Raw genomic sequence first — 24,981 nt, forward strand, 5'->3', positions numbered from 1 at the left:
TATATTCCAGCGGATTAAAAATCAAATTTAATGAAATCTTTTTCCCAAGTCAAATTCAAGCATTTTTGATTATTAACTTAAAAATTCTTCGTTTTTTCTAGGTTTCCTCCATAATTCGCTATTAAATGCTCAATTATTCTATTACAAGCTTTACCATCACCGTATGGATTTACTGCATTTGACATTTTAGAGTATTCTTGTTCATTTCTTATTAACAGATTTGTCGATTTATAAACTTCTTCCTCATCAACGCCTACAACTCTTGCAGTTCCAGCTTCTACAGCTTCTGGTCTTTCAGTTTCACATCTTAGAACCAAAACAGGCTTTCCAATAGCTGGAGCTTCTTCTTGTATCCCTCCAGAATCAGTAAGTATTACATCTACTTTATTCATTAGGTTTGCAAAAGGTTCATAATCAAGAGGTTCTATAAGGTGTATCTTATCCATATCTCCCATTATAGATTTTGCACAATCTCTAACTTTAGGATTTAAGTGCATAGGGAATATAACCTCTACGTTTTCATTATCTTGAACCACTCTTTTAATAGCTTTAAATATATCCTCCATAGGCTTGCCCCAATTTTCTCTTCTATGACAAGTTAGAAGTATAACCTTATTATTATCATAATCTATATCATCTATATCTTTATTGTTGAATTTATAATCTTCATCTATTACAGATAAAAGTGCATCTATAACAGTGTTTCCAGTTACACATATTTTATCCTCATCTATATTCTCTTTTAGTAGATTCTCTTTGTTTCCAATAGTAGGTGCAAAGTGAATAGACGAGATCATTCCTGTAAGCTTTCTGTTCATTTCTTCAGGGTATGGAGAGTATATATTACCACTTCTAAGTCCAGCCTCTACATGTCCAACTGGCACTTTATTATAAAAAGCTGCTAAAGAAGCAGAAAAAGTAGTTGTAGTATCTCCATGAACCAGTAGGATATCAGGTCTATCATTAGCTATTACGCTTTCAAGCTCCTTTAAAACTCTATTAGTAACATCTGTTATAGTTTGACCGTGCTTCATAATATTTAAGTCATACTTAGGCTCTATATCAAATATTTCAAGTACTCTATCTAACATTTCTCTATGCTGTGCAGTTACACAAACTATAGACTCTATTCTTTCATTTTGCTCCATTTTTTTAACTAAAGGAGCCATTTTTATAGCTTCTGGTCTTGTTCCAAATACAGTCATAACTTTTATTTTGTTCATTGTAAATCCCCCTATTTCAGTTCACTATCTTCTGGTGATAAAAGCTTTAATCTAACTATTCCGTAGTATATAAAAAGTGCGTCTAACATAAGTATAATAGTTGATTCAAATAAATTACTCTCAGATATTAAAACCGCACTAACACCCAAGAATAAGCTTATTCCATAAAGTATAAGGACAGTTTTCTTTTGAGATAATCCTTTGCTCAAAAGCCTATGGTGAAGGTGTCCCTTATCAGCCTGCATTATAGGTTTTCCACTCAGCTTTCTTCTTATTATCGCAAATGTAGTATCAAATATAGGTATTCCAAGAGCAAGTACCGGTATAAATATTGCAAGAGCTGCTGCTGATTTTATAGCCCCTTGTATAGATACAACAGCTAATATATATCCTAAGAATAAAGAGCCAGTATCTCCCATAAATATTTTAGCTGGATTGAAATTGTAAGGTAAAAATCCAATAGCAGACCCCGCTAAGCAGATCAACAGTACAGCTGCTGTTTGCTGATCATTAGCAAAAGCTACAAAAGCAAGTGTAATAGCAGCTATTGCAGATACTCCTGCCGCAAGTCCATCTAATCCATCTATTAAGTTAACAGTATTAGTTATACCAACTATCCAAAATATAGTGGCAGGGACAGATAATATTAAGCTAAGTTGAGTTATTCCACTTTGAGTAAACGGATTTGTAACCCATTCAACTCTAACTCCGCAAGTAACAACTATTACGGCAGCTGTTATCTGACCTAAAAGTTTAGTTTTGGCTCCTATTTCATTTAAATCATCAATTATACCCATACAAACTATAACAAGACTTCCAAGTAGTATTCCTATTATTTCCTTATCTATATCTACAATAAAAATACTAGTTAGGAAAAATCCAAAAAATATCGCAATCCCACCAAGCCTTGGTATAGGATCTTTATGTACTCTTCTATCATCCTTTGGTATATCTATAGCTCCTATTCTATGTGCAAGCTTAATAGCAAGCGGCGTTGAAAAATAAGATATTCCAAACGATAAAATAATCGCAATAATAATCTGACTCATATTTTCACCTCTTTAAATATTTTAATATCCCATATCATTACTTAGGGAATCATCATTTTCTATCCATTCATTTACGTGTATAATTCTAAAACTTTGATTAGTTTCCCTTATTATTACTTTTTCTATACCAGAATTTAATATAAGCCTTTTACACATAGTACATGAATTGGCATTTTTTACAAGTTCTTTAGTCTTCATATCTTTTCCAACTAAATAAAGAACTGATCCAATCATATCTCTTCTACTAGCAGATATAATACAGTTAGCTTCAGCATGAACACTTCTACACTTTTCATAGTTTTGACCCCTTGGAATATTCATCTTTTCCCTTAAACAATATCCCATATCACTACAATTTTTTCTCCCCCTAGGAGCTCCAGTATACCCTGTAGATATTATCTCATCATTCTTGACAATAATAGCTCCATAATTACGTCTAAGGCATGTTCCTCTTTCAAGAACTGATCTTGCTATATCTAAATAATAGTTATGTTTATCTCTTCTCTCCATAAATTTTCCTCCATTACTTTAAAACTAAAATTCTAACCAAGCTATCTCCATTATATTATGTATATAAACTATACACAAGTTAATTCATAATTCTACAGGAATAAATGTAAATAATTTCTATAAAATATACACTTTAGTTTTGCATATTATTTTTTTCAAATCATAAAAATAAAGATTTCAAAATACTCTTTTTTGTTTATTTTCTATTATTAAAATGAATACTTATGCATCTATATTGAATAATAAAACTTCTTGTATTTTAAAAATATTTTTATAAAAAAAGAGTGTGCCATATGACACACTCAAAGTATTACTTAGTACCGTATAATCTATCTCCAGCATCTCCAAGACCTGGAACTATATATCCGTGATCATTTAATTTTTCATCAATAGACGCTACATATATATCTACATCCGGGTGACATCTTTCAACTTCTGCTATACCTTCTGGGCAAGCCACTAGGTTTACAAGCTTAATGTATTTAGCGCCTCTCTTCTTTAAAACATCAATAGCAGCAACTGCAGAACCACCTGTAGCAAGCATAGGATCTACTACTATAAATTCTCTCTCCTCTATATCAGCAGGAAACTTTGAGTAGTACTCAACTGGCTTTAAAGTTTCCGGATCTCTGTAAAGACCTACATGTCCAACCTTAGCTGCTGGAACTAACTCAAGTATTCCATCTACCATTCCAAGACCAGCTCTTAATATAGGTATTATTCCTAATTTCTTTCCTGATATAACCTTAGACTTAGTTTTTGTAACTGGAGTTTCAATTTCAACCTCTTCTAAAGCTAAATCTCTTGTTACTTCGTATCCCATAAGCATAGAAACTTCTTTTACTAATTGTCTAAAATCCTTAGAACCCGTATTCTTATCTCTTATAAGAGTTAACTTATGTTGTATTAATGGATGATTCATCATAACTACTTTTGACATTTAATTTGCCTCCCTTTAAAAATCTATTTAGAATATTTTTTTTCTATTTCTGTTATCTTATCAACTCTTCTTTGATGTCTATCGCCTTCAAACTCAGTGCTAACCCATGCATCTATTATCTCAAGAGCCAGTCCTCTTCCAACTACTCTCTCTCCTAAAGATATCATGTTAGCATTATTGTGAGCCTTAGACATTTTAGCTGAGAAAGTATCAGAAACAACAGCACATCTTATTCCTGGCACCTTATTAGCTGCTAAAGATATCCCTATTCCTGTTCCACAGCAAAGTATTCCTTCTTCAACCTCACCACTCATTACAGCCTCAGCAACTTTAACTCCATAATCTGGATAGTCAACAGAATCCAATGAGTCAGTTCCAAAATCAACAATTTCATATTCACCTTGTAGGTGCTTTTTAATCTCTTCCTTTAAATTGTATCCTCCATGGTCACTTGCAATTCCTATTTTCTTCACTTACGTTCACCTCCAAATTAATTTTAAAGCCTTTTTAATCGAATTAATTACAAACCTAATAGTATTTCGACATAAATTCTTATATTCCTTCTTTTTATTTTAATTTTTTTATGTTTTTTTATTTTTTCTTTTAAATCTTATCTATTATTTTTAATGCTTTTATCTTTTTTATTTTCTTATCTCTTTAAATTTGTATAGACTGAAGATTTTTATGTTGCTCTGTATATTCATTTTAATCCCAATACTAAAAATGATGCTCATCAAAATGTTAGCTACTTTTTGGTTAATATTTTACTATATAACTTAGATTGAGACGTTTAAATATACATAAAAAAAGTTCGTTGTCCGATCAACGGGAAGTTCAGAACTTTTAGGATATTTAATAAGGCTTAATCTATAGTTATATTTAAATATTAACCTAAGTAGCGGTATTTTTATGAGTATCATTTTTCGCTTAAACGCATAAATCATCAAACTAAAACCTATACAAATTTATACCCCGCCGCCTTTGTTAGACGATTCATTATAGCTTGCCCAATTCCACCCTTCTCAAACTCTTCAGAATATATAATATCCACACCTTTTTTATCCATTTCTCTCAAAGTTTTGAATAAGCTATAAGCTACTCCATTTAAATCATCTCCAAGACCTATAACTTCACCTTTATACTTATCTTTATTTTTATTTATACACATAATCCCCACTTTTTTACCTTCTTTAACTTTTTCATCAACTAATCTGTTGATTTTATCCACATAATCCCCATCATCTTTTTTAACAATAAATACCTCTGCATTTGGAGCATAGTGAGTATATTTCATACCAGGTGCCTTTGCAATTATATTCTCGTTTTTTTCAAGTATTGCAGGATCAATAACAACTTTTCCTAAAACCTCACTTAATTCTTCAAGAGTTACTCCACCCGGTCTTAATACCATAGGTATGTCCCCAGTTAAATCAAGAACTGTAGATTCAAGTCCAACATTTGAATCTCCTCCAAGTATAATACCATCAACTCTACCATTCATCTCTTCATATACATTCTCCTCATCAGTAGGAGATGGTCTTCCGGATATATTTGCAGATGGACCTGCAACACATACTCCACTCTCCTTTATAAGGGATAGAGCTATAGGATGAGACGGCATTCTAACCGCAACGGTATCTAAGTTTCCGCTAGTAATAGCTGGCACTATATCCTTCTTTTTTAATACTATTGTTATAGGTCCCGGCCAGAACTTATCCATAACCTTATAAGCTCTCTCATCTATATCAGCAGCAATTTCATGAATCTTTTCTTTATCAGCAATATGAACTATCAAAGGATTGTCACTCGGTCTTCCTTTAGCTTCATATATCTTCTTAGCTGCTTTTTCATTAAGTGCATCAGCGCCTAATCCATAAACTGTTTCAGTTGGAAATATAACAGTTCCGCCGTCTCTTAAAATCTTTCCAAATTCCTGTATTTTATCTATATCAATATTATCCTTATCCATTTTGCAAACCAAAGTCTTTTTCAACTATCTCACCTCATCATAAGTATCAAAATATACTAACCATCAAAATTCCCAATAAAAACCCTGTTATAGTGTATATAGTTTTTGAATTAGGAAAAATCTCTTCTATAGTAACATAAAGCATCGTTCCAGATGCTATTGCCAAGAAAAAACCTACAAATCCATGAAATACCTCTCCAAAATAGGCACCTATATAGCTGCCTATTCCCATTGGAATACCAGCGAGTATAGTAAATAGCATAACCTTTACTATATTCATTCTTCCTTTTATAAGGCTTAACGCCATGGCAATCCCCTCAGGAACATTATGTATACCTATTACTATTACCAAAGTAATCCCAAGTGATTCTTTTAAACTAAAGGATGATCCTATAGCAAGCCCTTCAGGGAAATTATGTAATAAAACACTAAAAAATATAAGATATCCAGTCTTCAACATACCTTCAAAATGAGTAAACTGCTTTATAATCATGCTGACAAAAACACCTACAAAGGTAAAAATTATAGCTAAATTAACACCTATTGAATCCATAGCCTCAGTCAATAAATCAAAGGTAACTACAGACAACATGATGCCTCCTGCAAGACCCATAAACATACTTAAGTATCTATCAGCCTTATTCCTAAATATAAAAGCTATAACTCCACCAATAAAAGTACCAATAACCCCACACAAAAAACCAAGCAAAGTAATTTTAAGCAAAGCTACCCCCCCAAACCATCTAATGCAACCATAAAAATTAATAATAATTTTCAGTTAGACACTCAATAAGTTTTATGAAAATTATGCTTAAAATATTCTTTTCTTAGAAAAAAAGCCCTAATATTATTCATAAGAATAACATAGGACTAATATTTTAGTTATTTACAGCCTTTAATTTTTCAGCTTGGTCAACAGTTATAAGTGAATCTATCATCTCATCTAATTGTCCCTCTATAAAACTATCTAACTTGTATAAAGTTAAGTTTATTCTATGATCAGTAATTCTTCCTTGAGGGAAGTTGTAAGTTCTAATTCTCTCAGATCTATCTCCAGTTCCAACCTGACTCTTTCTTTCAGCTGCTATTTCTTTATGTTGTTCAGCTTGTGCCTTATCAAACAATCTAGCCTTTAATACCTTAAGTGCCTTTTCCTTATTCTTAAGCTGACTCTTTCCATCCTGACATGATACAACCTCTCCTGTTGGAAGATGCGTTATTCTTACAGCAGAATCGGTAGTATTAACACTCTGTCCACCGTTTCCTGAAGAACGGAAAACATCTATTCTTAAGTCATTAGGATTGATTTCTACTTCAACATCATCAACTTCTGGTAAAACCGCAACAGTAGCAGTAGATGTATGTATTCTACCACCTGATTCTGTAGCTGGTATTCTTTGAACTCTGTGAACTCCAGACTCATACTTAAGTCTTGAATATGCTCCTTTTCCCTTTATAGAGAAAGAAACCTCTTTGTATCCACCTACACCAGTTTCATTACTACTCATTAATTCTACTTTCCATCTTCTTGATTCTGCATATCTACAATACATTCTAAATAAAGTTCCAGCAAAAAGTGCAGCTTCATCTCCACCAGCTCCACCTCTTATCTCAACGATAACATCCTTTTCATCATTAGGATCTTTAGGAACAAGTAAAAGCTTAAGCTCATCTTGTATGCTAGGTAAGTTATCTTCAAGCTCAGATAATTCCATCTTAGCAAGTTCTCTCAACTCTTCATCAGATTCTTCTTGAAGTATTTGCTTTGATTCTTCAATTCCCGCAATAGCTTCCTTATATTCTCTATACTTCATAACTATAGGTTCTATTTCCGCATGCTCTTTAATATATTTTTGCCATTCAGATTGTCTGTTAATTACTTCAGGATCACCAATCTTTTGAGTTAAATCTTTATACTTATCTTCTATAATTTCAACTTTATCAAACATAAGTTTTCCACCTCTCTCAGTATATCAATTTTTCATTATATCAAATTTTTGTCCCTATAACAACCCTTTCTATAGAAGCCAAATCTTCTAATATCCTTATATCACCGTATCCATTTTGTATCATTATTTTTTTTACATCCTCAGCTTGATCATATCCCACTTCATAACCTAAGATTCCATTATCCTTTATAAATTTAATAGAATCCTGAGTTATATTTCTATAAAAATCAAGTCCATCTTCTCCTCCATCAAGAGCTAAAGAAGGTTCATAGTCCTTAACATCTACCTCAAGACCAGATATATCAGCGCGTCTTATATAAGGAGGATTGGATACTATTATATCAAATTTAACATCTTCATTCTCAAGTGCTGAAAATACATTCGACTTTAAGAAAGTTATCTTATCTTCTACCTCATTATTCTTAGCATTAATACTTCCAACCTCAAGAGCATCATCTGATATATCAAGAGAATATACCTTTGAACCGTTTATATACTTAGCTAAAGATACACTTATAGCACCAGAGCCTGTTCCTATATCAACTATCAAAGGATTATCTATTTTTTTAGCCTGCTCTATGATATCTTCAACCAACACTTCTGTATCTGGTCTTGGAATCAATACGCCCTCTTTAACAAAGAAATCAAGCCCCATAAACTCTTTCTTCCCTATAATATAAGCCATAGGTCTTCCTTTTCTTCTTTGCTTTAAAAGAGCTTCAATCCTATTTTCGTTCTTTTTAGAAATCTCTTCATCTAAATTAAGATGTATATAAAGTCTAGTTACATCAAGTACCTTACACATAGCAAGTTCAACATCAAGCTTTGCAGTAGTACTGTTGCTAAGCTCTCTTACCCACTTTTTCATCATCTGTCTTATAGTCATTCTTTTCCACCTCTTCTTCAAGTGCAGCCTTTAGAGCACATAGCGCTACCTCTAACTGCTCATCATCTGGTTCTCTAGTCGTAATTTTTTGAAGCATCATTCCAGGTAATGAAATAATTCTTACAAATACATTATCGTACTTTCCAGCAATTTTTATAATCTCATATGATATACCAGCTACAATAGGTATACATACTAATCTACTTAAAATTCTTACTAACGGATTTGGCCACCCAAATAAAAAGTATATAAGCATAGATACAATCATAACTATGAACATAAAATTCGTCCCACATCTTGGATGAAGAGTCGAAAATTTTCTTGCATTTTCTACAGTTAGATCAAGACCCTCCTCATAACAATAAATAGATTTATGCTCTGCTCCATGATATTGAAACACTCTTCTTATATCCTCGTTTAAAGATATAATCGAAACATACGCTAAAAATACTCCAATTCTAACTAATCCCTCTACAAAATTTAAAATCATCACATTATCAGTAACTTTCTTTAATATACCACCTAAAAAAGTAGGTAATAATATGAACAATAAAATAGAAAATACTAAAGCTATGAACATAGAAAAATATATCAATATATCATTAGTCTTATCCTTAAACTTATCTTCTAAGAACTTTTCAAATTTAGAAGGTTCAACTTCTTCCTCTTCGTCAAAAAACTGAGCAGAAAAATTAAGAGCCTTAATCCCTTCAACCATAGTTTCAAGAAGTATAAATCCACCTCTTAAAAATGGTATCTTGTTAAATCCCTTATCAATAACCCAGCTTTTAATATTCTTTTTATCTATCTCAATATCTCCATCTGATTTTCTAACAGCCACAGCTATCTTATTTTGGTTCTTCATCATAACGCCTTCCATTACAGCTTGTCCTCCGACAGTACTTTTACTCATAGGCTCATCTCCTTTCCAATATATATTATCATAAAAATATAAAATTCGCACATATTCGTGAAACCTATGAATTAATTCTTTAAAGGTTTTATTGTTTAAAATAGTTAATACTTCAGCTCTTTTATAAACGCTATCTATAGATTGAGACTTATATAATTTTATTATGCATAAAAGATTTTTTATTATAAATATTTTTTTAGTCCACACAAACGCTGAAGAGCTACATAAAAAATGACGCTCATTAAAATATTAGCTACTTTTCGGTCAACATTTTTCTATAAAACTTAGATTACGGCGTTTAAATATGCGCTAAGAAACTTCTTTGTTTGACGATAACGAATTTAAGAAGTTTTAGAATATTTAATAAGACGTAATCTTTAGTTTTATAAAAATGATGACTAAGTAGCGGTATTTCAATGAGCGTCATTTTTTGCTTAATAGCCGAATCTATGCATTAACAGTTTTCATTCTCTCATTTACAAGAGCTGCTATTTCTGAGTTCTCATTCTTAAGATCCATCAAATACATAAAAACAGAACCCTTATACGGGATATTCTTCTTTATAACCGTATTTTCAAGACATTTTCTAAGAATAGCTATAATACAATCCTCATTATGATTTTCTTGACAATTCTTGCAATGAGCACAAGTATTAGCTATACCGGAGCATATTAAATCTTCTCCATAATATTTAACATCATTCTTTGGAATCATGCTAGATGCACCCTCTATTTGTATAACACCTTTAAGCTTTGAAAATTCCAATAATTTTTTAGAATATCCAATCAAACATTTTTTATTATTACAATTTTCAGTATTGTAAAGTGGACATTCCTCACATATATTATTCAATATTTCTATAGTATCTAAAATATCACTCATGCAAATTTTCCCCCTATTAAGTATAATAAAGCGAAGCTTAATTCTAACCTATTGCTCTATTATATAAAAGCTAAAAATTCTTCATCAACATGTTGTTTTTTATTTTCCTCAATATCTTTGTTTACAAATTTTTCAATTCCTATTCTATTTATAGTTCTAAAGATTCTTTCTTTTTTATTGCCCTCTTTTATATAAACATCAAGTACATGTTTTAAAGCAGCCTTCACATTCTCTCTAGATATATTGTTGTATATCTTTGTAGCATGTATAGGCTTAACAGTCGCTCCTCTACCTCCTATGTAAACATCAAACTTGTCTTTTCCTTTAGTTATAACTCCGAAATCTGCACATAAAGGATCGGTACAACCCCTTGGACATCCAGCTACCGCTATTTTAAAATCATGCGGAGTCTCGATCCCAAAGTATTCATTTTCAAGCTCTATTCCTAAATTAAGAGCTGTATCAAGTTGTCTTTTGCAAAGTCCTTCTCCTGCACTACAACCTTTAACATTTCTAACCTGAGCACCAAAATTACCTATCTTAAATCCAAACTCAGGTGCTACTTTTTCAACCTCTTGTAATTGCTCTAAACTTCCAACAACAACTAGTGTCTGTCTACTAGATAGTTTTACAACAGGAACCCCCATCTCTTTTAACTGACAAGATAAATCACATAAACTCTCAACACTTATAACTCCACAATTAGAAACAAGTACAAGTGCAAAAGATCCATTAATTTGTTCAAACACAGCTTTAGCCATAATTTTCCTCCTCCAATCAGTTAGTATTATACCATTATTTTATATAATCTTTAAATATGATATTTGTTGCAATACTCATTTTATGTATCCTATCTAATAATTCGCTTAATTTTTTTCAAAAAAATACATATAGGATATAACCCTATATGTATAATAATTTAATCATCTTCTTTTATAATTACATGACATTTTCTGCATCTTGCTTCGTAACTTTCTGTAGCTCCAACCAATATTATTGGATCATCGTATTTAGCAGGTTGTCCATTTATTAATCTCTGAGTTCTATGTGCAGGGTTTCCACAAACCATACATACAGCTTGAAGTTTCTCTACAAATTCAGCTACAGCTAAGAGCCTTGGCGTAGGACCAAAAGGCTCTCCCCTAAAGTCCATATCAAGTCCAGCTGTTATTACTCTTATCCCTTTATCTGCAAGGTCAAGAGCAATATCAACAACTTCATCTTCAAAGAATTGAACCTCATCAATACCAACAACTTGTGTATCTGAATCTATATGATTGTAAATTTCTTTTGCACTCTTTATAGGAATAGCAGTAACGCTTGACCCATTATGAGATACAACATCTTCATTACTATATCTATTGTCTATAGCTGGCTTGAATGCTACTACATTCTGCTTTGCTATCTTTGATCTTTTAAGTATTCTTATAAGTTCTTCACTTTTTCCACTATACATAGGGCCAATAACTACTTCTATGTATCCATGATGTACAGGTCTATACATAAAAATCTCCTCCAAAGAAAAATTCGTCTAATGCTACGCATTGACTCATGTCGCCAACGAGTCCTATGGACTCCGTTGCTCAAAATAGTTGAGACTATAGTACTTTCATCAATGTTATACACAAGTTGAAAATATTATAATTTCCTATAGAGTAATCAATTCGCTTCATGCTAATGCACAGCTTAAATTAGTTGCAAATTTACTTTTTCGACCAACATTATTCATATATTTAAATTTATATTATATCTTATATAAATAAAATAGAGGCTGGATTAACCAACCTCCACTATTAACCAATGTTGAATTTTTTCTTGAACTTGTCGATTCTTCCACCTTTTTCAATGTTCTTTTGCTTTCCAGTGTAGAATGGGTGACAATCTGAACAAATCTCTACTCTTATTTCATCTTGAGTTGATCCTGCTTTGAATGTATTACCACATGCACAATGTACAGTTACTTCTTCATATTTTGGTTGTATATCTTTTCTCATCTTTTTCACCTCTTTCAGCTTTTTGATTATGTTAATTTTATTTTCTTATCAATATTCAACTCTTACATTATATCATATGACTATTTTCTCTTCAAGATTAAATGTTCTTATTTACTAAATTTACAAATTCATTATTATTTTTTGTTTGTTTTAAGAATTTTATCATCTTTTCCGTATACTCCTGAGTATTGTTTCCAATCGATTTTCTAATCTTCCAAAGAAGACTCATCTCTTCACTAGTAAGAAGTAATTCTTCTTTTCTAGTTCCAGATTTCGCTATATCAACCGCTGGGAATATTCTCTTTTGAGCAAGCTTTCTATCTAAATGAACTTCCATATTTCCAGTTCCTTTAAATTCTTCAAATATAACATCATCCATTCTAGATCCTGTTTCAACTAAAGCTGTTGCAAGTATAGTTAACGATCCACCCTGTCTTATATTCCTAGCTGCTCCAAAGAATTTTTTAGGTCCATGAAGCGCTCCAGGATCAAGTCCTCCAGATAAAGTTCTTCCTGTTGGCGGTATTGTTAAGTTATAAGCTCTTGCAAGTCTTGTAATACTATCAAGAAGTATTACAACATCTCTTCCATGCTCAACAAGTCTTTGTGCTCTATTAAGTACCATTTCAGCTACTTTTATATGATGAGATGGTAATTCATCAAAAGTTGAATATATAACATCACCTTTTATAGATTCCTGCATATCAGTAACTTCCTCAGGTCTTTCATCTATTAAAAGCACTATAAGTTCAACATCTGGATAATTAGTAGATATACTGTTAGCTATGTTTTTAAGGAGTATAGTCTTTCCGGCTTTAGGAGGAGCTACAACAAGTCCTCTTTGTCCCATACCTATAGGTGCTATTAAATCTATTAGCCTTGTAGCTATTTGATGCTGCTCGTTTTGAAGATTAATTCTAACATCAGGATATATAGGTGTTAATTTTTCAAAAGAAGGTCTTCTTATACTCTTTTCAGGATTTTCATTATTTATCTTTTGAACATAAAGTAATGCTCTAAACTTTTCACCGCTCTTTGGAGGTCTAGTAATACCCATTACCTTATCTCCCGTTTTCATGTTAAATCTTCTTATTTGAGATGGTGATATGTAAACATCTTGTCCTGTTGAAAGATAGTTTGAGCCTCTCAAAAAACCATATCCATCAGGTAGTATTTCCAAAACTCCATGTGCTATATCTTGTTTTTGATCATTTCTCAACTCATTTATTACCTTCTTAGGAATATGATTATCTTGAACTTTTAACTCTTCTATCTTATTTTCAATTTTATTCTTTTTTTCGGTTTCATTCTTTTTTTCAACATCACTATTTTTTTCATTTTTATCTATATCAAGTATCATATTTATAAGTTCAAGTTTTTTGTATTTAGTTGCAGATTTTATGTTCAGTTCTTTAGCAATTTCTCTAAGCTGTGCTATGGTTTTACTTTTTAATTCTTCTTGGTTCAATAGGTATCCCTCCAAATATAAAACGTTTAATTTAACCTCGGGAAAATAAGATGTGAATATAGAAGTGAAAATCTAATAAGGTAATATTACCACTGTTATATTGCAAGGTCAAGAGAAAAAAAACAGCTTGATTTTAGCGTATTCTTAATGGACATAATTAGTCCTATGGGCTCAGTTGCTTAAAACAGTTGCTACTCCTATTCATTCGTTAATTGCATGCATAAATTAGATGTGTTGTAATTCCCTTACATATAAAAAAGAGAGATAAAATCTCTCTTTATATGTATATCCATATGCTTATTTTTTATACCTACTTTGCATAACTAGGTTTTGTATCCAATTTATGTATAGCTTCTATAAATCTTATAGTTCCAGTTTCCGATCTCATTACTACAGAATGTGTATGAGCAGTTTTGTTACCTTTATATATAACTCCCTTTAAAAAGTCGCCATCAGTTATACCAGTAGCTGCAAAATAAACTTCATTTCCTTTTACTAAGTCTTCCATAGTAAGTATTTTTTTATGGTCAATTCCCATATCTAAGCATCTTTGTTCTTCTTGTTTTTCAAAAGGAACAAGTCTACCTTGGAAATCTCCTCCCATACATTTAAGCGCTGCTGCTGCTAGTACTCCTTCTGGAGCACCTCCTATTCCTACCATCATATCTATTCCTGTGTCATCAAAACAAGTAGCCATGGCAGCTCCTACATCACCTTCATTGAATAATTTTATTCTAACTCCAGCCGCTCTGCATTCTTGTATTAATTTAGAATGTCTATCACGATCTAGCATAGTAACTGTTAAATCATCCATACTCTTATTAAGTACATTAGATAGTATGTTTAAATTGTAGCTAACAGGATTATCTAGTTTTACAAGACCTTTAGCCTTTGGTCCAACAGCAATTTTATCCATATACATATCAGGTGCATTAAGTAAGCATCCCTTAGGTGCAAGAGCAACTACTGCAATAGCATTAGGAAGTCCTTTAGCAACACAGTTAGTTCCATCTAAAGGATCTACAGCTATATCTACCTTAATAGAATCAACTGAGCGTCTTCCTATTTTTTCTCCGATATAAAGCATAGGTGCTTCGTCCATTTCACCCTCACCTATAACTACTTCTCCATCTATATCAATAGTATCAAACATCTTTCTCATTCCATCAACAGCCGCTTGATCCGCTATATTTTTGTCTCCTCTACCTAAGTACTTAGATCCTCCAATAGCAGCAGCTTCTGTAACTCTAACTAAATTTATAGCCAAATTTCTATCCATACCAAACTCCCCCTTTCAAGTATATCACAATATATATAATATGTTATACTACTTAAAAAGTCAACCTCTTCAACATGTATGTTCTATAAATTTTTCACCTATATGTTTCCGTATTTCTCCATAAGATCTTCTATTATCTTACTCTTGTCAAGTCTATGAACAGCCTCAACAAATCTTATAGTTCCAGTTTTAGATCTCATAACAACAGAATGAGTCTTTATTCTATTTTTATCATAACATACAGCACCTTTTAAAAGCTCACCTTCTGTTATTCCTGTTGCTGCAAAGAATAACTCATCTCCTTTAGCAATCTCATCAAGAGTTAATACTTTTTTTATGTCCTCATCATTAAGTCCAAGATCATAACATCTAGTTTGTTCTTCATCACTCATAGGATGTAAAATTCCTTGCATATCTCCGCCCATACATTTTACAGCAGCTGCAGTTATTACACCCTCAGGTGCTCCACCTATTCCCATTAATATATCAACACCAGTATCTTCAAAACAAGTTGCGATACCAGCAGCTACATCTCCGTCTCCAAACATTTTTATTCTAGCGCCAAGTCTTCTTGCCTCAGCAACTATTTCATCATGTCTTTCTCTATCTTGTATTATAAGTGTTAAATCAGATATTTCTTTATTTAGCGCTTTTGCAACCCTTGTTAGGTTGTTTTCTACTGAATCATTTATATCTATACATCCCTTAGCTTTAGGTCCTACTATCATCTTCTTCATATATGTATCTGGTGCATGAAGTAGACATCCTTTTTTAGCCATGGCAATTACAGCAATAGCATTTGGAAGCCCCTTAGCAATTAATGAAGTTCCATCTAAAGGATCAACCGCAATATCAACCTCCATATCAGAATCAGTTCCACATCCAACTTTCTCACCTATATAAAGCATAGGTGCCTCATCAAGCTCACCTTCACCAATAACAACTTCTCCTCTTACCTTAACACTAGAAAAAGCCTTTCTCATACCTTCAACAGCAGCCCCATCCGCTCCGTTCTTATCACCTTTACCCATAAATCTAACACTAGCAAGTGCAGCAGTCTCTGTAACCCTAACAATCTCCATCGCTAAATTTCTATCCATAATCAACTTCCTCCCGTTAAATACAAATTTCACTTTAATTATACATCATATTTAAACATTTTGTAAAGATATATGTCATATTTTTTATTATTTATGATATATTTCTTTTCATTTTTACTTATATATCACTAATATTTAATCTATTTATACCTATTAGTACTTAATATATACAAAAAACCGCCAGTTATAGAGTGAATTCATACCTTTTCTTATATTGTTAATTTATTTAATTGCATTATATATTTTTTAATTAATTTACTATTGTAATCTAATTGTAACCTTATTAAATAATCTATGTTATAAAATAAAATTAAATCTTAATATATGTAAAAGGAGTTTAAATTATGAAAAACCTAAAAAAAATATCATGTATAATACTATTTTTACTAACTTTATTATCAGTTGGATGTAATAAAAAAGATATGACCAGCTCTACTGATGTAAGCAGCAATGCAAAACAAGAGAATGTTTTAAATGACAATTCTTATGAAGTCGAATTTATTACTAATATATTTAAAACTAAGATTTATGAAGAAGATGTAGATTTAGAAATTACATATCCTCAAATAAAAGGACTAGAAGATAAAGAGTTACAAAATAGTATTAACGAAACTATAAAAGATAAATTTCTAAGTTATAATGAAGTTCTAACTTCAGAAGGTAATGTTATTGATGAAAGCTTGGAAATAACGTCAAAAACAGATAATGTTTTAAGTATTAAATATAATTTTGTAAATAAACCTGATGATGTTGAGTTTCATGAAGAAATTAATATTAATATCAATATGAAAAACGGAAAATTAATAAATGCAGAAAACTTATTTAAATCTGAGGAATCTATAGAAAAAGTAAAATCAATTGTAGATGATATTATTAAAAATGAAAATTTGAATGTTGAAAATCCAATTGGTAATGAAAATATATTCGAAAGAATATATTTTACAGATAAAAACCTTATAATTTATAATATTAATGATGAAAGCACTGAAATTAAAGTTCCTCTAGATGAAATATCAGACTATATAAACATCTAAAAAACTTTGATCTACAACAGAAGGCTGTGAGTTTATATATAAACTCACAGCCTTCTATACTTATATTTTATTTGTCATATCAATAAAGTACTCATGAAAAGTTGTATCATCTGTTAATTCTGGATGAAAAGAAGTCGCAAGCATATTTCCCTGACGTGCGGCTACAATATTGCTATCAACACAATGAAGTAATTCAACACTTTCACCATTATCTACAATATATGGCGCTCTGATAAACACCATAGGAATTTCTTTTTCACATACTCCTTCAATTGCCTCTTTAGTAATGAAGCTATCTAACTGGGAACCATATGCATTTCGTCTTACTTTTATATCCATAACTTTAAGATGAGCATCTTCATCACCGTCTAGTTCAGTTGCAAGCAGAATCATTCCAGCACATGTTCCCCATGTTGGTAGGCCATTATTTATTTTATCTACTAAAACTTCTTTGATTTTGAAGTCATCAAGTAGTTTTCCCATTGCTGTACTTTCTCCACCAGGCAAAATAATTCCATCAATATCGTCCAGTTGTTCAGCTTTTCTTATTTCAATAGCTTCATGACCTATCGATTTAATTATATTTATATGCTCTTTAAATGCACCTTGAAGTGCTAAAACACCAATTCTTTTCATTTTAGTACCCTCTATTAGCCATTCTTTCTTCTTTATCTATTGAATAAACATTGATTCCAACCATTGCTTCTCCAAGATTTTCTGATACTTCAGCTAATATTTTTGGATCATTAAAATGTGTAACAGCTTTAACTATAGCAGCAGCTCTTTTTCTTGGATCCCCTGATTTGAAGATTCCAGATCCAACAAATACTCCATCACAACCAAGCTGCATCATCATTGCAGCATCAGCAGGAGTAGCAACACCACCAGCTGCAAAATTTACAACAGGAAGTTTTCCATGTTCATGAACATACTCAACCAAATGAATAGGAGCCTGTAGCTCTTTAGCAGCATTCATTAATTCTTCTTTTGATAACCCTTGAATTCTTCTAATTTCAGAGTTCATCATTCTCATATGTTTAACAGCTTCTATAACATCACCTGTTCCAGGTTCCCCTTTAGTTCTAATCATTGAAGCACCTTCTCCAATTCTTCTTAAAGCTTCACCTAAGTTTTTAGCTCCACAAACAAAAGGAACTTTGAAATCTTTTTTATCAATATGAAGAGTTGGATCAGCAGGTGTTAAAACTTCACTTTCATCTATATAATCTATTTCTAAAGCTTCAAGTATCTGCGCTTCTACAAAATGTCCTATTCTTACCTTTGCCATAACTGGAATAGAAACAGCTTCTTTAATACCTTTTATCATCTGTGGATCTGAAGCTCTTGCAACTCCACCATCTTTTCTGATATCAGCAGGAACTCTCTCTAGAGCCATAACTGCACAAGCACCTGCTTCTTCAGCAATCTTTGCTTCTTCTGGATTTGTAACATCCATTATAACTCCACCTTTTAGCATTTGAGCTAAGTTTTTATTCAATTCGTATCTACTCATGTTAACTCCCCCTTTAATTGTATCCATACAATGATGGTACTTTTTCCTTTTCTAAGAATATTGTCTCATATTGTACCGTATTTAATCAATATAATTATATAAAATTGTACATTTTTTGTAATTGTATCGTTACAATCATAAAGAGCTAATGGGTCTTTGTACACTCCATTGCTTAAATACTTAGATTATCCAACTAAAAAATGCTGATTATTGAAATGTTAGCTACTTTTTAATAGCATTATTTCAATAATCAGCATTTTCGCTCAATCACTTAACTAAAAAATATTTTTTTACTTAACACCTTCCCAATCCTTTAAGAATCTCTCAATTCCAAGATCAGTCATAGGGTGCTTTAACATTTGTTCAAATATCTTATATGGAATAGTAGCTATATCAGCTCCTGCAAGAGCAGATTGCTTAACATGCTCAGTATGTCTTATACTTGCAGATATTATCTCAGTTTCTATTCCATGCATATCGAATATATCAGATATCTCTCTTATAAGAGCTGCTCCCTCATGTCCTATATCATCTAATCTTCCAACGAATGGGCTTACATAACTAGCTCCAGCCTTTGCAGCAAGTAAAGCTTGGTTTGGAGAGAATACTAAAGTTACATTAGTCTTTATTCCTTTACCAGACATATGCTTTACAGCCTTTAATCCCTCTTTAGTCATAGGAATCTTTATAACTATATTAGGGTGAATCTTAACAAGCTCATCAGCTTCCTTAATCATACCCTCAGCCTCTAAAGATATTACCTCAGCAGATATAGGTCCATCTACTATACTAGTTATCTCCTTAACTACCTCTTTAAAATCTCTTCCTTCTTTAGCTATTAAAGATGGATTAGTAGTAACCCCTTCAATAACTCCCCAATCATTTATCTCTCTTATCTCATCAACATTAGCTGTATCTATAAATAGTTTCATAAAATCAACTCCTTATATGTAATCGCTTTCATATTATATTTTAACATATATTAGCTTGTCCTATATATATTTATTTTTGCATTGGGCATACTAATATAAAACTTATATATTTTGCCACCAAGGAGGTTTACAATGAGAAAATTATCTCTTTTTATTTTAATTATATTTATAGCATTCAATATAATGGCATGCTTTGATTTTTCACCTTCATACCAAGAACCTGACCCTAATGAAGTACAAGAAGAAATATCTAAAGACACTCAAGCACAAAAAAGAGCTCAATCAAAGAACGAAACACTAAAAATTGCAGATCAAGACGTAACACTATACTTTAACTTATACGATGATACTAACCTAGAATTTACAACATATATACCACAAGATATGTTAGCCTCTTCTAAAGAAGGTGATTTTTTAACAATATACTCTAACTTTAACAACAAAAAAAATAAAGACGCTAAAATAACATTCTTCTCACCAATAAAAACAGTATCATCAAATCTAGAAAACATGATCAAGGTAGCAAGAGATAACGTTACAGAAGACGGATTTGAAACAACAGATCAGACAGTTAACGACTACACACTAATAGACGACTCTGATGAAGAGTTCGATATAATAAGAAAACAAGAAAACAAAAGTGACATAATAGGAAAAGTATCAATATTCAACCATAACGAAAGAATGTACTACGTAATAGTTCAATATCCACGAGATTTAGAAAAAGAATTTCTTCCTAGAGCTCAAAGAATAATCTCCGATATAATGTTCTACGATGAACAATTCGAAGAAAATGAATAAAAATTCGCTTATATATAAAAATAACTGCCTTTTTTAAAGCAGTTATTTTTTAATCTTTCTTTATAATAGGCTCAGTTACCATATTATATTTTAATATCTCATTATTTAAGTTATTTTAGTAGTCTATAATTGAAATATTAGCTATTTTTTCTTTTACTCCCCCGCTTTAAAAATACACTTTTTCTCTTAGCTCACAAACTAAAAAATGCTGATTATTCAAATGTTAGCGAATGATTTAAATATTTTTTTATAAAACTTGCATTACGTCGTTTGAATATCCGTTAAGAAAGTTCGTTGTCTGAACAAAGTGAGTTTAGAACTTTTAGGATATTCAATAAGGCGTAGTGCTTAGTTTTATTAAAAATATTTGAAACATACGCGGTATTTTAATAATCAGCATTTTGCCTCTCAATATACCTAACTAGAAATAAGCTATATTTTTAATAACTACCTATATCATTTAAATACTTATCTCTAGCCAAATTATAACTAAATATAACCTCTATAACCTTCTCCTCTATATCAGCAAGCCTTTCTTGAGCTGCAATAACCTCAACCATAGTACCTGCCACATCTTGAAGATCTGCACTCTTTATAACAGAAGTTTCAAATCCATATCCCTCTTTATATCTATACTCAGCTATTTCAAGAGATTCCTTAGCATTCTCAACTACTCCTTCTGTATAAGCTAGCATATCAGCCGTAGCCTCTACAGCCTCATAAGATTGTATTATGCTCGCTTCAACTTCTTGAGCTGCACTATCTATATTTACCTTTGACTTTTCCATCTTTATCTTAGCTTCCTTATACTGATAAGTATTACTTGGATATTGACTAGATGTAAGTTCAAAGTTCAATTTGTCAACTAAGTACTGAGCTTGAGCCTTTCTTATCTCTATTCGTTTCTCACTACCTTGCTTTAATCCCTCTTCTAAATTAGCTTCCAATTTTGTAGTAGTAAAATCTTGAACTAAGTTTATATTTTTATTAAGATCTACATTCATAACCTTCTTAAGTTCTATTTCTGCATTCTTTCTGTTCATACAAGCTTTTCTATAGTCTACATTCATAAGATTTACTTGAGCCTGAGATAACAAAACATCATCTTTTGCCTTCATTCCAGCATCATATGCATCTTTTGCCATATTGTATTGAGCAGTAGCTCTTTCAAGAGCTATTTTCTTAAGCTCTTCTATCTTCTCAGCTTTTATTACTTCATAGTATTTTTGACGAGTAAGAAGTGCTATCTGCTTTTGAGCAATTAAATACCCATCCTTTGTAACCTCATTTTGAAGATCAGCCATAGTAGTCATAAGCTCAGTTGTAGAATTAACAGCTAGTACTCTGTCTACATCTATATTCAACTTATTAGCTATAACTGAGTTAGCATCTTCTATAGCTAAGTCAAAAGAACCTTCTCCATTTTTAAGTCCTTCTTCTATTTGTTGTTTTTGACCTTCTAATTCTTTCCTTTTCTCTTCAGGCAATGAGGGGTTAGAAAGCGCACCATTTATTTTATCTAATATAGGCCCGTAATACTCCCTCGCATCATCAAGCTTATCTTGTCCCTTTTTTATTTTTCTTTCATTATGTTTTGCTCTATCTAAAGATAAATCCGTTGATCTTAACTCTACCTCAAGTCCTTTTAATATATAGTTATTCTCAGTAGCAATCTTTATAGCATCATCTAAAGTTAAATTTAAATTTTCCTCGTTTTTATTTACTTCTTGTTTTACGTCTTGTGCGTATGCATTAAACGCTGTACTCACAGGTGTTAAAGCAAGTGCTGCAGATATTGCCACGGAAATAATTTTTTTATTCATTTTTATTCCTCCTCACTAAAACTCTTTACTATGTCATTTTGAAGCTTTTCAAGCAATGTATTTAATTGCTCTTTTTCTTCAATACTTAACCCACTAGTCATTTGTCTGCTAAAGTCAATATGAGTCCCTTTTATGTTATCAAATAATTCTCTTCCCTTATCTGTAAGGTGAGCTATAGAGGATCTTTTGTCTTTAGGATTAACCTTCTTTTCTACCAATCCCTCTTTTCCCATTCTATCTATAAGACCTGTCATATTAGCTCTTGTTACAAGCATCTTATCTCCTATTTCAGATAAAGCCATCCCTTCTTCAGAATACGAAAGTAGAAGTAGGACATAAAATTTTGATTCAGATATGCCATGGTGTGCAAATAAATTATTATAAATAAATCTCATTATCTCAACACTTTTTAATAAGTTAATTATAGTTTTTCCAGACATATCCTCAATAAAATTGTAGCTATCTAAAAAATTAAACAGTTCCTTGTTGTTCACTCATACCACCTCTATTATTATTTTTAAATGTTCGTTTAAATAAATTATATCCAATAAAAGCCCATATACAACCAAATAATATAAGGCAAATTATATCTTTTGTAAATATACTTACAGGCGTACCCTTTACTAATATATCTCTTATAGGAGATATAGCATATATCAGAGGCCATATCATTTTTATTATATATGAAAGAACAACAGGAGTTTGCTCTACAGGCCATGCATATCCAGCAGTTAAAAACGTAGGCATTGATAAAAGCATGGTAAATTGCGTAACCTTAAGCTTATCTTTAAATATTGATGCTATTAGCATTCCTGGTCCAACAAGAGTTAATATGAACACTGTAACATATAAAAATGCATATAAGAATGATCCAGTGAAGTTTATATGGAGAACATACTTCAGAATTAATGCACATAACACATATGTTAAGCTTCCGACAATAGAATATACAATTGATTTTATAAATATATTTTCTTTATCATCCATTATCGCTGGAATAAATGCTGATAAAAACAGCTGCTGTACAAATACAAGTATTATACCAGGCATAACATAGCCTTTATAAGTGTACTTAGCATCATAAAGTACCCTAGATTCAAAATTGAATATCTTAGCTAAATCATAAGAAGTTTTAGGGTCTATTCCCTTAGCTTGAAGTATTTTTATATTTATACCTGCATTTATAGTAGCTAGTATTTCAGATGCAGATGCTAACGCTGTATTTCCTATTGTTATATTGCTTTCATCTATTATAAGAGCTACACTGGATGACTTTTGCTTTTTTATATCCTTATTAAAATCCCTAGGTATATAAATTCCCATATAAGCTTCTTTAGAATCTATAGCATATTTTAGTTCTTCAAATGAATCAACAGCAGAAGATACATAGTATCTATCGTTATTTTCAAATTCATTTACTATCATTCTAGAAGAAGATGAATTATCCATATCAAGCACCACTATAGGTATATCATTTAAATAATCTTTCATATAAACTCCGCCGATAAGAAAGGTGAAAAATAAAGGTCCTAAAACTAATATAACTATATTTTTAGGCTGCTCAAAAAACTTTATTATTTCATTAAGTATTTTCAACAACTTCACCTTCTCCCAAGCTCTTTTTCTTACTAATTCTGTTTTCTCTTAATATCTCAACTAGTATAGCTAACCCATAGAATAAAGCAGATACAAATAGTAAGTATCTTATGTCTTTAGCATAGTTTATAATATATCCTTTAACCATTAAATCTCTTAGATTATCTGCGTAATGATAAAGAGGTATATACTTTCCTACAAATTTATATCCATCAGTCATACCTATTAAAGGGTACGTATAACCTATCATAATAGTGTTAGGTAAAAAAAGTAAAGCTGCCGCCTGAGATGCCTTTATCTTATCCCATACTACTGATGATATAAATATTCCAATAGTAGATACAGACATAGAGAATACAAGCGTAAGAATCATAAGCTGTTTAATGCTCCCTCTAAGCGGAACATCAAATACACTGGTCTGTATACATATATTTAACATAAGTGATACAAAACCAAGAGCAGTATATGCTAATATTTTTGATCCTAAATAAGTAGCCATACTTCTTCTTTTTTCTCTATCTATACTAACAGAAGCTGCTATAACAAGACCAGCTTGAACAATTGCTGTCATAAATCCAGGCATCAAATAATTAGTATAGTTTCTAGTTGGATTAAATAACATCCTAGTTTGTATACTTATAGATGATACTATCTTTTTAGCTTGATCAAAAGGAATATTAAGCTTTGCCTGTAATACCTTTACTAAAGCCCCTCCTTTTATAGTCATCAATGTTTCTGATGCTTGAGCCTTAGCAAATGAAGTATATGAAAGCTGACTTCCATCATATACAGTCAATATAGTAGGTGATTTATATTCCTTTAAATCTTTATAAAAATCATCCGGAATTACAAGTCCAAATCTAACTTTATTTTCAATTATTAACTTCTCTATATCATAAGGACTATCTACATAATACTTAACATTAAATATTTCATTATCATCAAAATAAGTTACTATGCTTCTAGAAAACTGAGTATTGTCTCCAAGATATACAGCAGTAGGAATTTCTTTTAGTTGATGATCCGAGAACATATAGCAAAGCATTACATTTACCACTAAAGGCGTTATGAAGATTAAACTAAATGCCATTATATATTTTTTTATTTTATTCAACAACAT

26 protein-coding genes are annotated in these 24,981 nt (G+C 31.4%); 2 read left to right on the top strand and 24 right to left on the bottom strand.

Features of this window, described 5'->3' with window-relative positions; translation table 11 throughout:
* Nucleotides 1-77: 77 nt before the first annotated feature.
* The 17 genes from wecB to glpX (M2214_RS15490) form a co-directional block, all read right to left on the bottom strand.
* Nucleotides 78-1,223 carry a non-hydrolyzing UDP-N-acetylglucosamine 2-epimerase gene (gene wecB / locus M2214_RS15410; RefSeq protein ID WP_248480732.1) on the bottom strand — a complete coding sequence of 382 codons (1,146 nt, stop codon included), beginning with the start codon at nt 1,221-1,223 and terminating at the stop codon, nt 78-80.
* 11 nt (nt 1,224-1,234) lie between these two features.
* Entirely contained in the window at nt 1,235-2,272 is a 1,038-nt protein-coding gene (locus M2214_RS15415) for a glycosyltransferase family 4 protein (protein WP_248480733.1), read from the bottom strand.
* A 21-nt stretch (nt 2,273-2,293) separates the two neighbouring features.
* On the bottom strand, nt 2,294-2,782 hold the full coding sequence (locus M2214_RS15420) for a deoxycytidylate deaminase (RefSeq protein ID WP_248480734.1): 489 nt from the start codon (nt 2,780-2,782) through the stop codon (nt 2,294-2,296).
* Nucleotides 2,783-3,092: 310 nt separating this feature from the next.
* Nucleotides 3,093-3,722: a uracil phosphoribosyltransferase gene (upp, locus tag M2214_RS15425; RefSeq protein WP_248480735.1), complete on the bottom strand. Its 630-nt coding sequence runs from the start codon at nt 3,720-3,722 to the stop codon at nt 3,093-3,095.
* A gap of 23 nt (nt 3,723-3,745) precedes the next feature.
* Entirely contained in the window at nt 3,746-4,195 is a 450-nt protein-coding gene (gene rpiB / locus M2214_RS15430) for a ribose 5-phosphate isomerase B (RefSeq protein WP_248480736.1), read from the bottom strand.
* Between the two features lie 482 nt (nt 4,196-4,677).
* Nucleotides 4,678-5,691, bottom strand: coding sequence for an L-threonylcarbamoyladenylate synthase (locus M2214_RS15435; RefSeq protein WP_248484891.1), 1,014 nt, complete (start codon nt 5,689-5,691; stop codon nt 4,678-4,680).
* Between the two features lie 46 nt (nt 5,692-5,737).
* Nucleotides 5,738-6,415 carry a ZIP family metal transporter gene (locus M2214_RS15440; protein ID WP_248480737.1) on the bottom strand — a complete coding sequence of 226 codons (678 nt, stop codon included), beginning with the start codon at nt 6,413-6,415 and terminating at the stop codon, nt 5,738-5,740.
* Nucleotides 6,416-6,569: 154 nt separating this feature from the next.
* A complete protein-coding gene (gene prfA, locus M2214_RS15445; protein WP_248480738.1) occupies nt 6,570-7,640 on the bottom strand; it encodes a peptide chain release factor 1 in 1,071 nt (356 codons plus the stop codon).
* A 40-nt stretch (nt 7,641-7,680) separates the two neighbouring features.
* Nucleotides 7,681-8,526: a peptide chain release factor N(5)-glutamine methyltransferase gene (gene prmC, locus M2214_RS15450; RefSeq protein WP_248480739.1), complete on the bottom strand. Its 846-nt coding sequence runs from the start codon at nt 8,524-8,526 to the stop codon at nt 7,681-7,683.
* Nucleotides 8,483-9,439 (bottom strand): DUF1385 domain-containing protein, encoded by a 957-nt coding sequence (locus M2214_RS15455; protein ID WP_248480740.1) that lies wholly within the window; start codon nt 9,437-9,439, stop codon nt 8,483-8,485. Before M2214_RS15455 ends, prmC begins: the two co-directional genes overlap by 44 nt.
* A gap of 447 nt (nt 9,440-9,886) precedes the next feature.
* Nucleotides 9,887-10,321, bottom strand: a complete 435-nt coding sequence (locus tag M2214_RS15460; RefSeq protein ID WP_248480741.1) for a hypothetical protein — start codon at nt 10,319-10,321, stop codon at nt 9,887-9,889.
* Nucleotides 10,322-10,380: 59 nt separating this feature from the next.
* The gene (locus M2214_RS15465; protein ID WP_248480746.1) at nt 10,381-11,082 is read right to left on the bottom strand and encodes a nitrite/sulfite reductase domain-containing protein; all 702 of its coding nucleotides are present in this window, start codon (nt 11,080-11,082) and stop codon (nt 10,381-10,383) included.
* 158 nt (nt 11,083-11,240) lie between these two features.
* Complete coding sequence (locus tag M2214_RS15470) at nt 11,241-11,825, bottom strand: thymidine kinase (RefSeq protein WP_248480748.1); 585 nt, start codon at nt 11,823-11,825, stop codon at nt 11,241-11,243.
* A gap of 289 nt (nt 11,826-12,114) precedes the next feature.
* A complete protein-coding gene (gene rpmE / locus M2214_RS15475) occupies nt 12,115-12,315 on the bottom strand; it encodes a 50S ribosomal protein L31 (protein ID WP_248480751.1) in 201 nt (66 codons plus the stop codon).
* 97 nt (nt 12,316-12,412) lie between these two features.
* A complete protein-coding gene (gene rho, locus M2214_RS15480) occupies nt 12,413-13,783 on the bottom strand; it encodes a transcription termination factor Rho (protein WP_248480753.1) in 1,371 nt (456 codons plus the stop codon).
* Between the two features lie 310 nt (nt 13,784-14,093).
* A complete protein-coding gene (glpX, locus tag M2214_RS15485) occupies nt 14,094-15,062 on the bottom strand; it encodes a class II fructose-bisphosphatase (protein ID WP_248480755.1) in 969 nt (322 codons plus the stop codon).
* Nucleotides 15,063-15,160: 98 nt separating this feature from the next.
* On the bottom strand, nt 15,161-16,162 hold the full coding sequence (gene glpX, locus M2214_RS15490) for a class II fructose-bisphosphatase (RefSeq protein ID WP_248480757.1): 1,002 nt from the start codon (nt 16,160-16,162) through the stop codon (nt 15,161-15,163).
* 344 nt (nt 16,163-16,506) lie between these two features.
* Between glpX (M2214_RS15490) and M2214_RS15495 the strand changes: the two genes are divergently transcribed.
* Nucleotides 16,507-17,196, top strand: a complete 690-nt coding sequence (locus M2214_RS15495; RefSeq protein ID WP_248480759.1) for a polysaccharide deacetylase family protein — start codon at nt 16,507-16,509, stop codon at nt 17,194-17,196.
* 60 nt (nt 17,197-17,256) lie between these two features.
* Here M2214_RS15495 and pdxT read toward each other — a convergent pair whose 3' ends face one another.
* The 3 genes from pdxT to fsa all read right to left on the bottom strand — a co-directional run bounded on the left by pdxT (nt 17,257) and on the right by fsa (nt 19,641).
* Nucleotides 17,257-17,832: a pyridoxal 5'-phosphate synthase glutaminase subunit PdxT gene (pdxT, locus tag M2214_RS15500; protein WP_248480761.1), complete on the bottom strand. Its 576-nt coding sequence runs from the start codon at nt 17,830-17,832 to the stop codon at nt 17,257-17,259.
* Between the two features lies 1 nt (nt 17,833).
* Nucleotides 17,834-18,709: a pyridoxal 5'-phosphate synthase lyase subunit PdxS gene (gene pdxS / locus M2214_RS15505; protein ID WP_334302866.1), complete on the bottom strand. Its 876-nt coding sequence runs from the start codon at nt 18,707-18,709 to the stop codon at nt 17,834-17,836.
* Between the two features lie 290 nt (nt 18,710-18,999).
* Nucleotides 19,000-19,641 carry a fructose-6-phosphate aldolase gene (gene fsa, locus M2214_RS15510; protein WP_248480772.1) on the bottom strand — a complete coding sequence of 214 codons (642 nt, stop codon included), beginning with the start codon at nt 19,639-19,641 and terminating at the stop codon, nt 19,000-19,002.
* A 132-nt stretch (nt 19,642-19,773) separates the two neighbouring features.
* On the opposite strand from fsa, the gene M2214_RS15515 reads away from it, so the two are divergent.
* The gene (locus tag M2214_RS15515) at nt 19,774-20,442 is read left to right on the top strand and encodes a hypothetical protein (RefSeq protein ID WP_248480774.1); all 669 of its coding nucleotides are present in this window, start codon (nt 19,774-19,776) and stop codon (nt 20,440-20,442) included.
* Between the two features lie 440 nt (nt 20,443-20,882).
* On the opposite strand, the gene M2214_RS15520 is transcribed toward M2214_RS15515, so the two are convergent.
* From M2214_RS15520 to M2214_RS15535, 4 genes are read right to left on the bottom strand one after another with little or no spacing between them, the layout of a single operon-like run.
* Complete coding sequence (locus M2214_RS15520) at nt 20,883-22,265, bottom strand: TolC family protein (RefSeq protein ID WP_248480776.1); 1,383 nt, start codon at nt 22,263-22,265, stop codon at nt 20,883-20,885.
* Nucleotides 22,266-22,267: 2 nt separating this feature from the next.
* Nucleotides 22,268-22,759: a MarR family winged helix-turn-helix transcriptional regulator gene (locus tag M2214_RS15525; RefSeq protein WP_248480786.1), complete on the bottom strand. Its 492-nt coding sequence runs from the start codon at nt 22,757-22,759 to the stop codon at nt 22,268-22,270.
* Nucleotides 22,737-23,864: an ABC transporter permease gene (locus M2214_RS15530; RefSeq protein WP_248480788.1), complete on the bottom strand. Its 1,128-nt coding sequence runs from the start codon at nt 23,862-23,864 to the stop codon at nt 22,737-22,739. Before M2214_RS15530 ends, M2214_RS15525 begins: the two co-directional genes overlap by 23 nt.
* The gene (locus tag M2214_RS15535; RefSeq protein ID WP_248480791.1) at nt 23,848-24,975 is read right to left on the bottom strand and encodes an ABC transporter permease; all 1,128 of its coding nucleotides are present in this window, start codon (nt 24,973-24,975) and stop codon (nt 23,848-23,850) included. The genes M2214_RS15530 and M2214_RS15535 overlap by 17 nt, the downstream gene beginning before the upstream one ends.
* Between the last annotated feature and the right edge of the window lie 6 nt (nt 24,976-24,981).

It is taken from the genome of Tepidibacter aestuarii (assembly GCF_934924865.1).
GTDB classification, from domain to species: Bacteria; Bacillota; Clostridia; order Peptostreptococcales; family Peptostreptococcaceae; genus Tepidibacter_A; species Tepidibacter_A aestuarii.

What these genes read in the sequence shown, in the direction of transcription:
- prmC (WP_248480739.1), bottom strand. Translation starts at nt 8,526, where the DNA reads ATGACTATAAGACAGATGATGAAAAAGTGGGTAAGAGAGCTTAGCAAC.
- M2214_RS15460 (WP_248480741.1), bottom strand. Translation starts at nt 10,321, where the DNA reads ATGAGTGATATTTTAGATACTATAGAAATATTGAATAATATATGTGAG.
- rpmE (WP_248480751.1), bottom strand. Translation starts at nt 12,315, where the DNA reads ATGAGAAAAGATATACAACCAAAATATGAAGAAGTAACTGTACATTGT.
- M2214_RS15420 (WP_248480734.1), bottom strand. Translation starts at nt 2,782, where the DNA reads ATGGAGAGAAGAGATAAACATAACTATTATTTAGATATAGCAAGATCA.
- M2214_RS15435 (WP_248484891.1), bottom strand. Translation starts at nt 5,691, where the DNA reads ATGGATAAGGATAATATTGATATAGATAAAATACAGGAATTTGGAAAG.
- M2214_RS15415 (WP_248480733.1), bottom strand. Translation starts at nt 2,272, where the DNA reads ATGAGTCAGATTATTATTGCGATTATTTTATCGTTTGGAATATCTTAT.
- fsa (WP_248480772.1), bottom strand. Translation starts at nt 19,641, where the DNA reads ATGAAACTATTTATAGATACAGCTAATGTTGATGAGATAAGAGAGATA.
- pdxS (WP_334302866.1), bottom strand. Translation starts at nt 18,709, where the DNA reads ATGAGTAGATACGAATTGAATAAAAACTTAGCTCAAATGCTAAAAGGT.
- M2214_RS15515 (WP_248480774.1), top strand. Translation starts at nt 19,774, where the DNA reads ATGAGAAAATTATCTCTTTTTATTTTAATTATATTTATAGCATTCAAT.
- M2214_RS15465 (WP_248480746.1), bottom strand. Translation starts at nt 11,082, where the DNA reads ATGGCTAAAGCTGTGTTTGAACAAATTAATGGATCTTTTGCACTTGTA.
- pdxT (WP_248480761.1), bottom strand. Translation starts at nt 17,832, where the DNA reads ATGAAAAGAATTGGTGTTTTAGCACTTCAAGGTGCATTTAAAGAGCAT.
- upp (WP_248480735.1), bottom strand. Translation starts at nt 3,722, where the DNA reads ATGTCAAAAGTAGTTATGATGAATCATCCATTAATACAACATAAGTTA.
- M2214_RS15495 (WP_248480759.1), top strand. Translation starts at nt 16,507, where the DNA reads ATGAAAAACCTAAAAAAAATATCATGTATAATACTATTTTTACTAACT.
- M2214_RS15455 (WP_248480740.1), bottom strand. Translation starts at nt 9,439, where the DNA reads ATGAGTAAAAGTACTGTCGGAGGACAAGCTGTAATGGAAGGCGTTATG.
- M2214_RS15470 (WP_248480748.1), bottom strand. Translation starts at nt 11,825, where the DNA reads ATGTATAGACCTGTACATCATGGATACATAGAAGTAGTTATTGGCCCT.
- wecB (WP_248480732.1), bottom strand. Translation starts at nt 1,223, where the DNA reads ATGAACAAAATAAAAGTTATGACTGTATTTGGAACAAGACCAGAAGCT.
- M2214_RS15520 (WP_248480776.1), bottom strand. Translation starts at nt 22,265, where the DNA reads ATGAATAAAAAAATTATTTCCGTGGCAATATCTGCAGCACTTGCTTTA.
- glpX (WP_248480757.1), bottom strand. Translation starts at nt 16,162, where the DNA reads ATGGATAGAAATTTAGCGATGGAGATTGTTAGGGTTACAGAGACTGCT.
- prfA (WP_248480738.1), bottom strand. Translation starts at nt 7,640, where the DNA reads ATGTTTGATAAAGTTGAAATTATAGAAGATAAGTATAAAGATTTAACT.
- glpX (WP_248480755.1), bottom strand. Translation starts at nt 15,062, where the DNA reads ATGGATAGAAATTTGGCTATAAATTTAGTTAGAGTTACAGAAGCTGCT.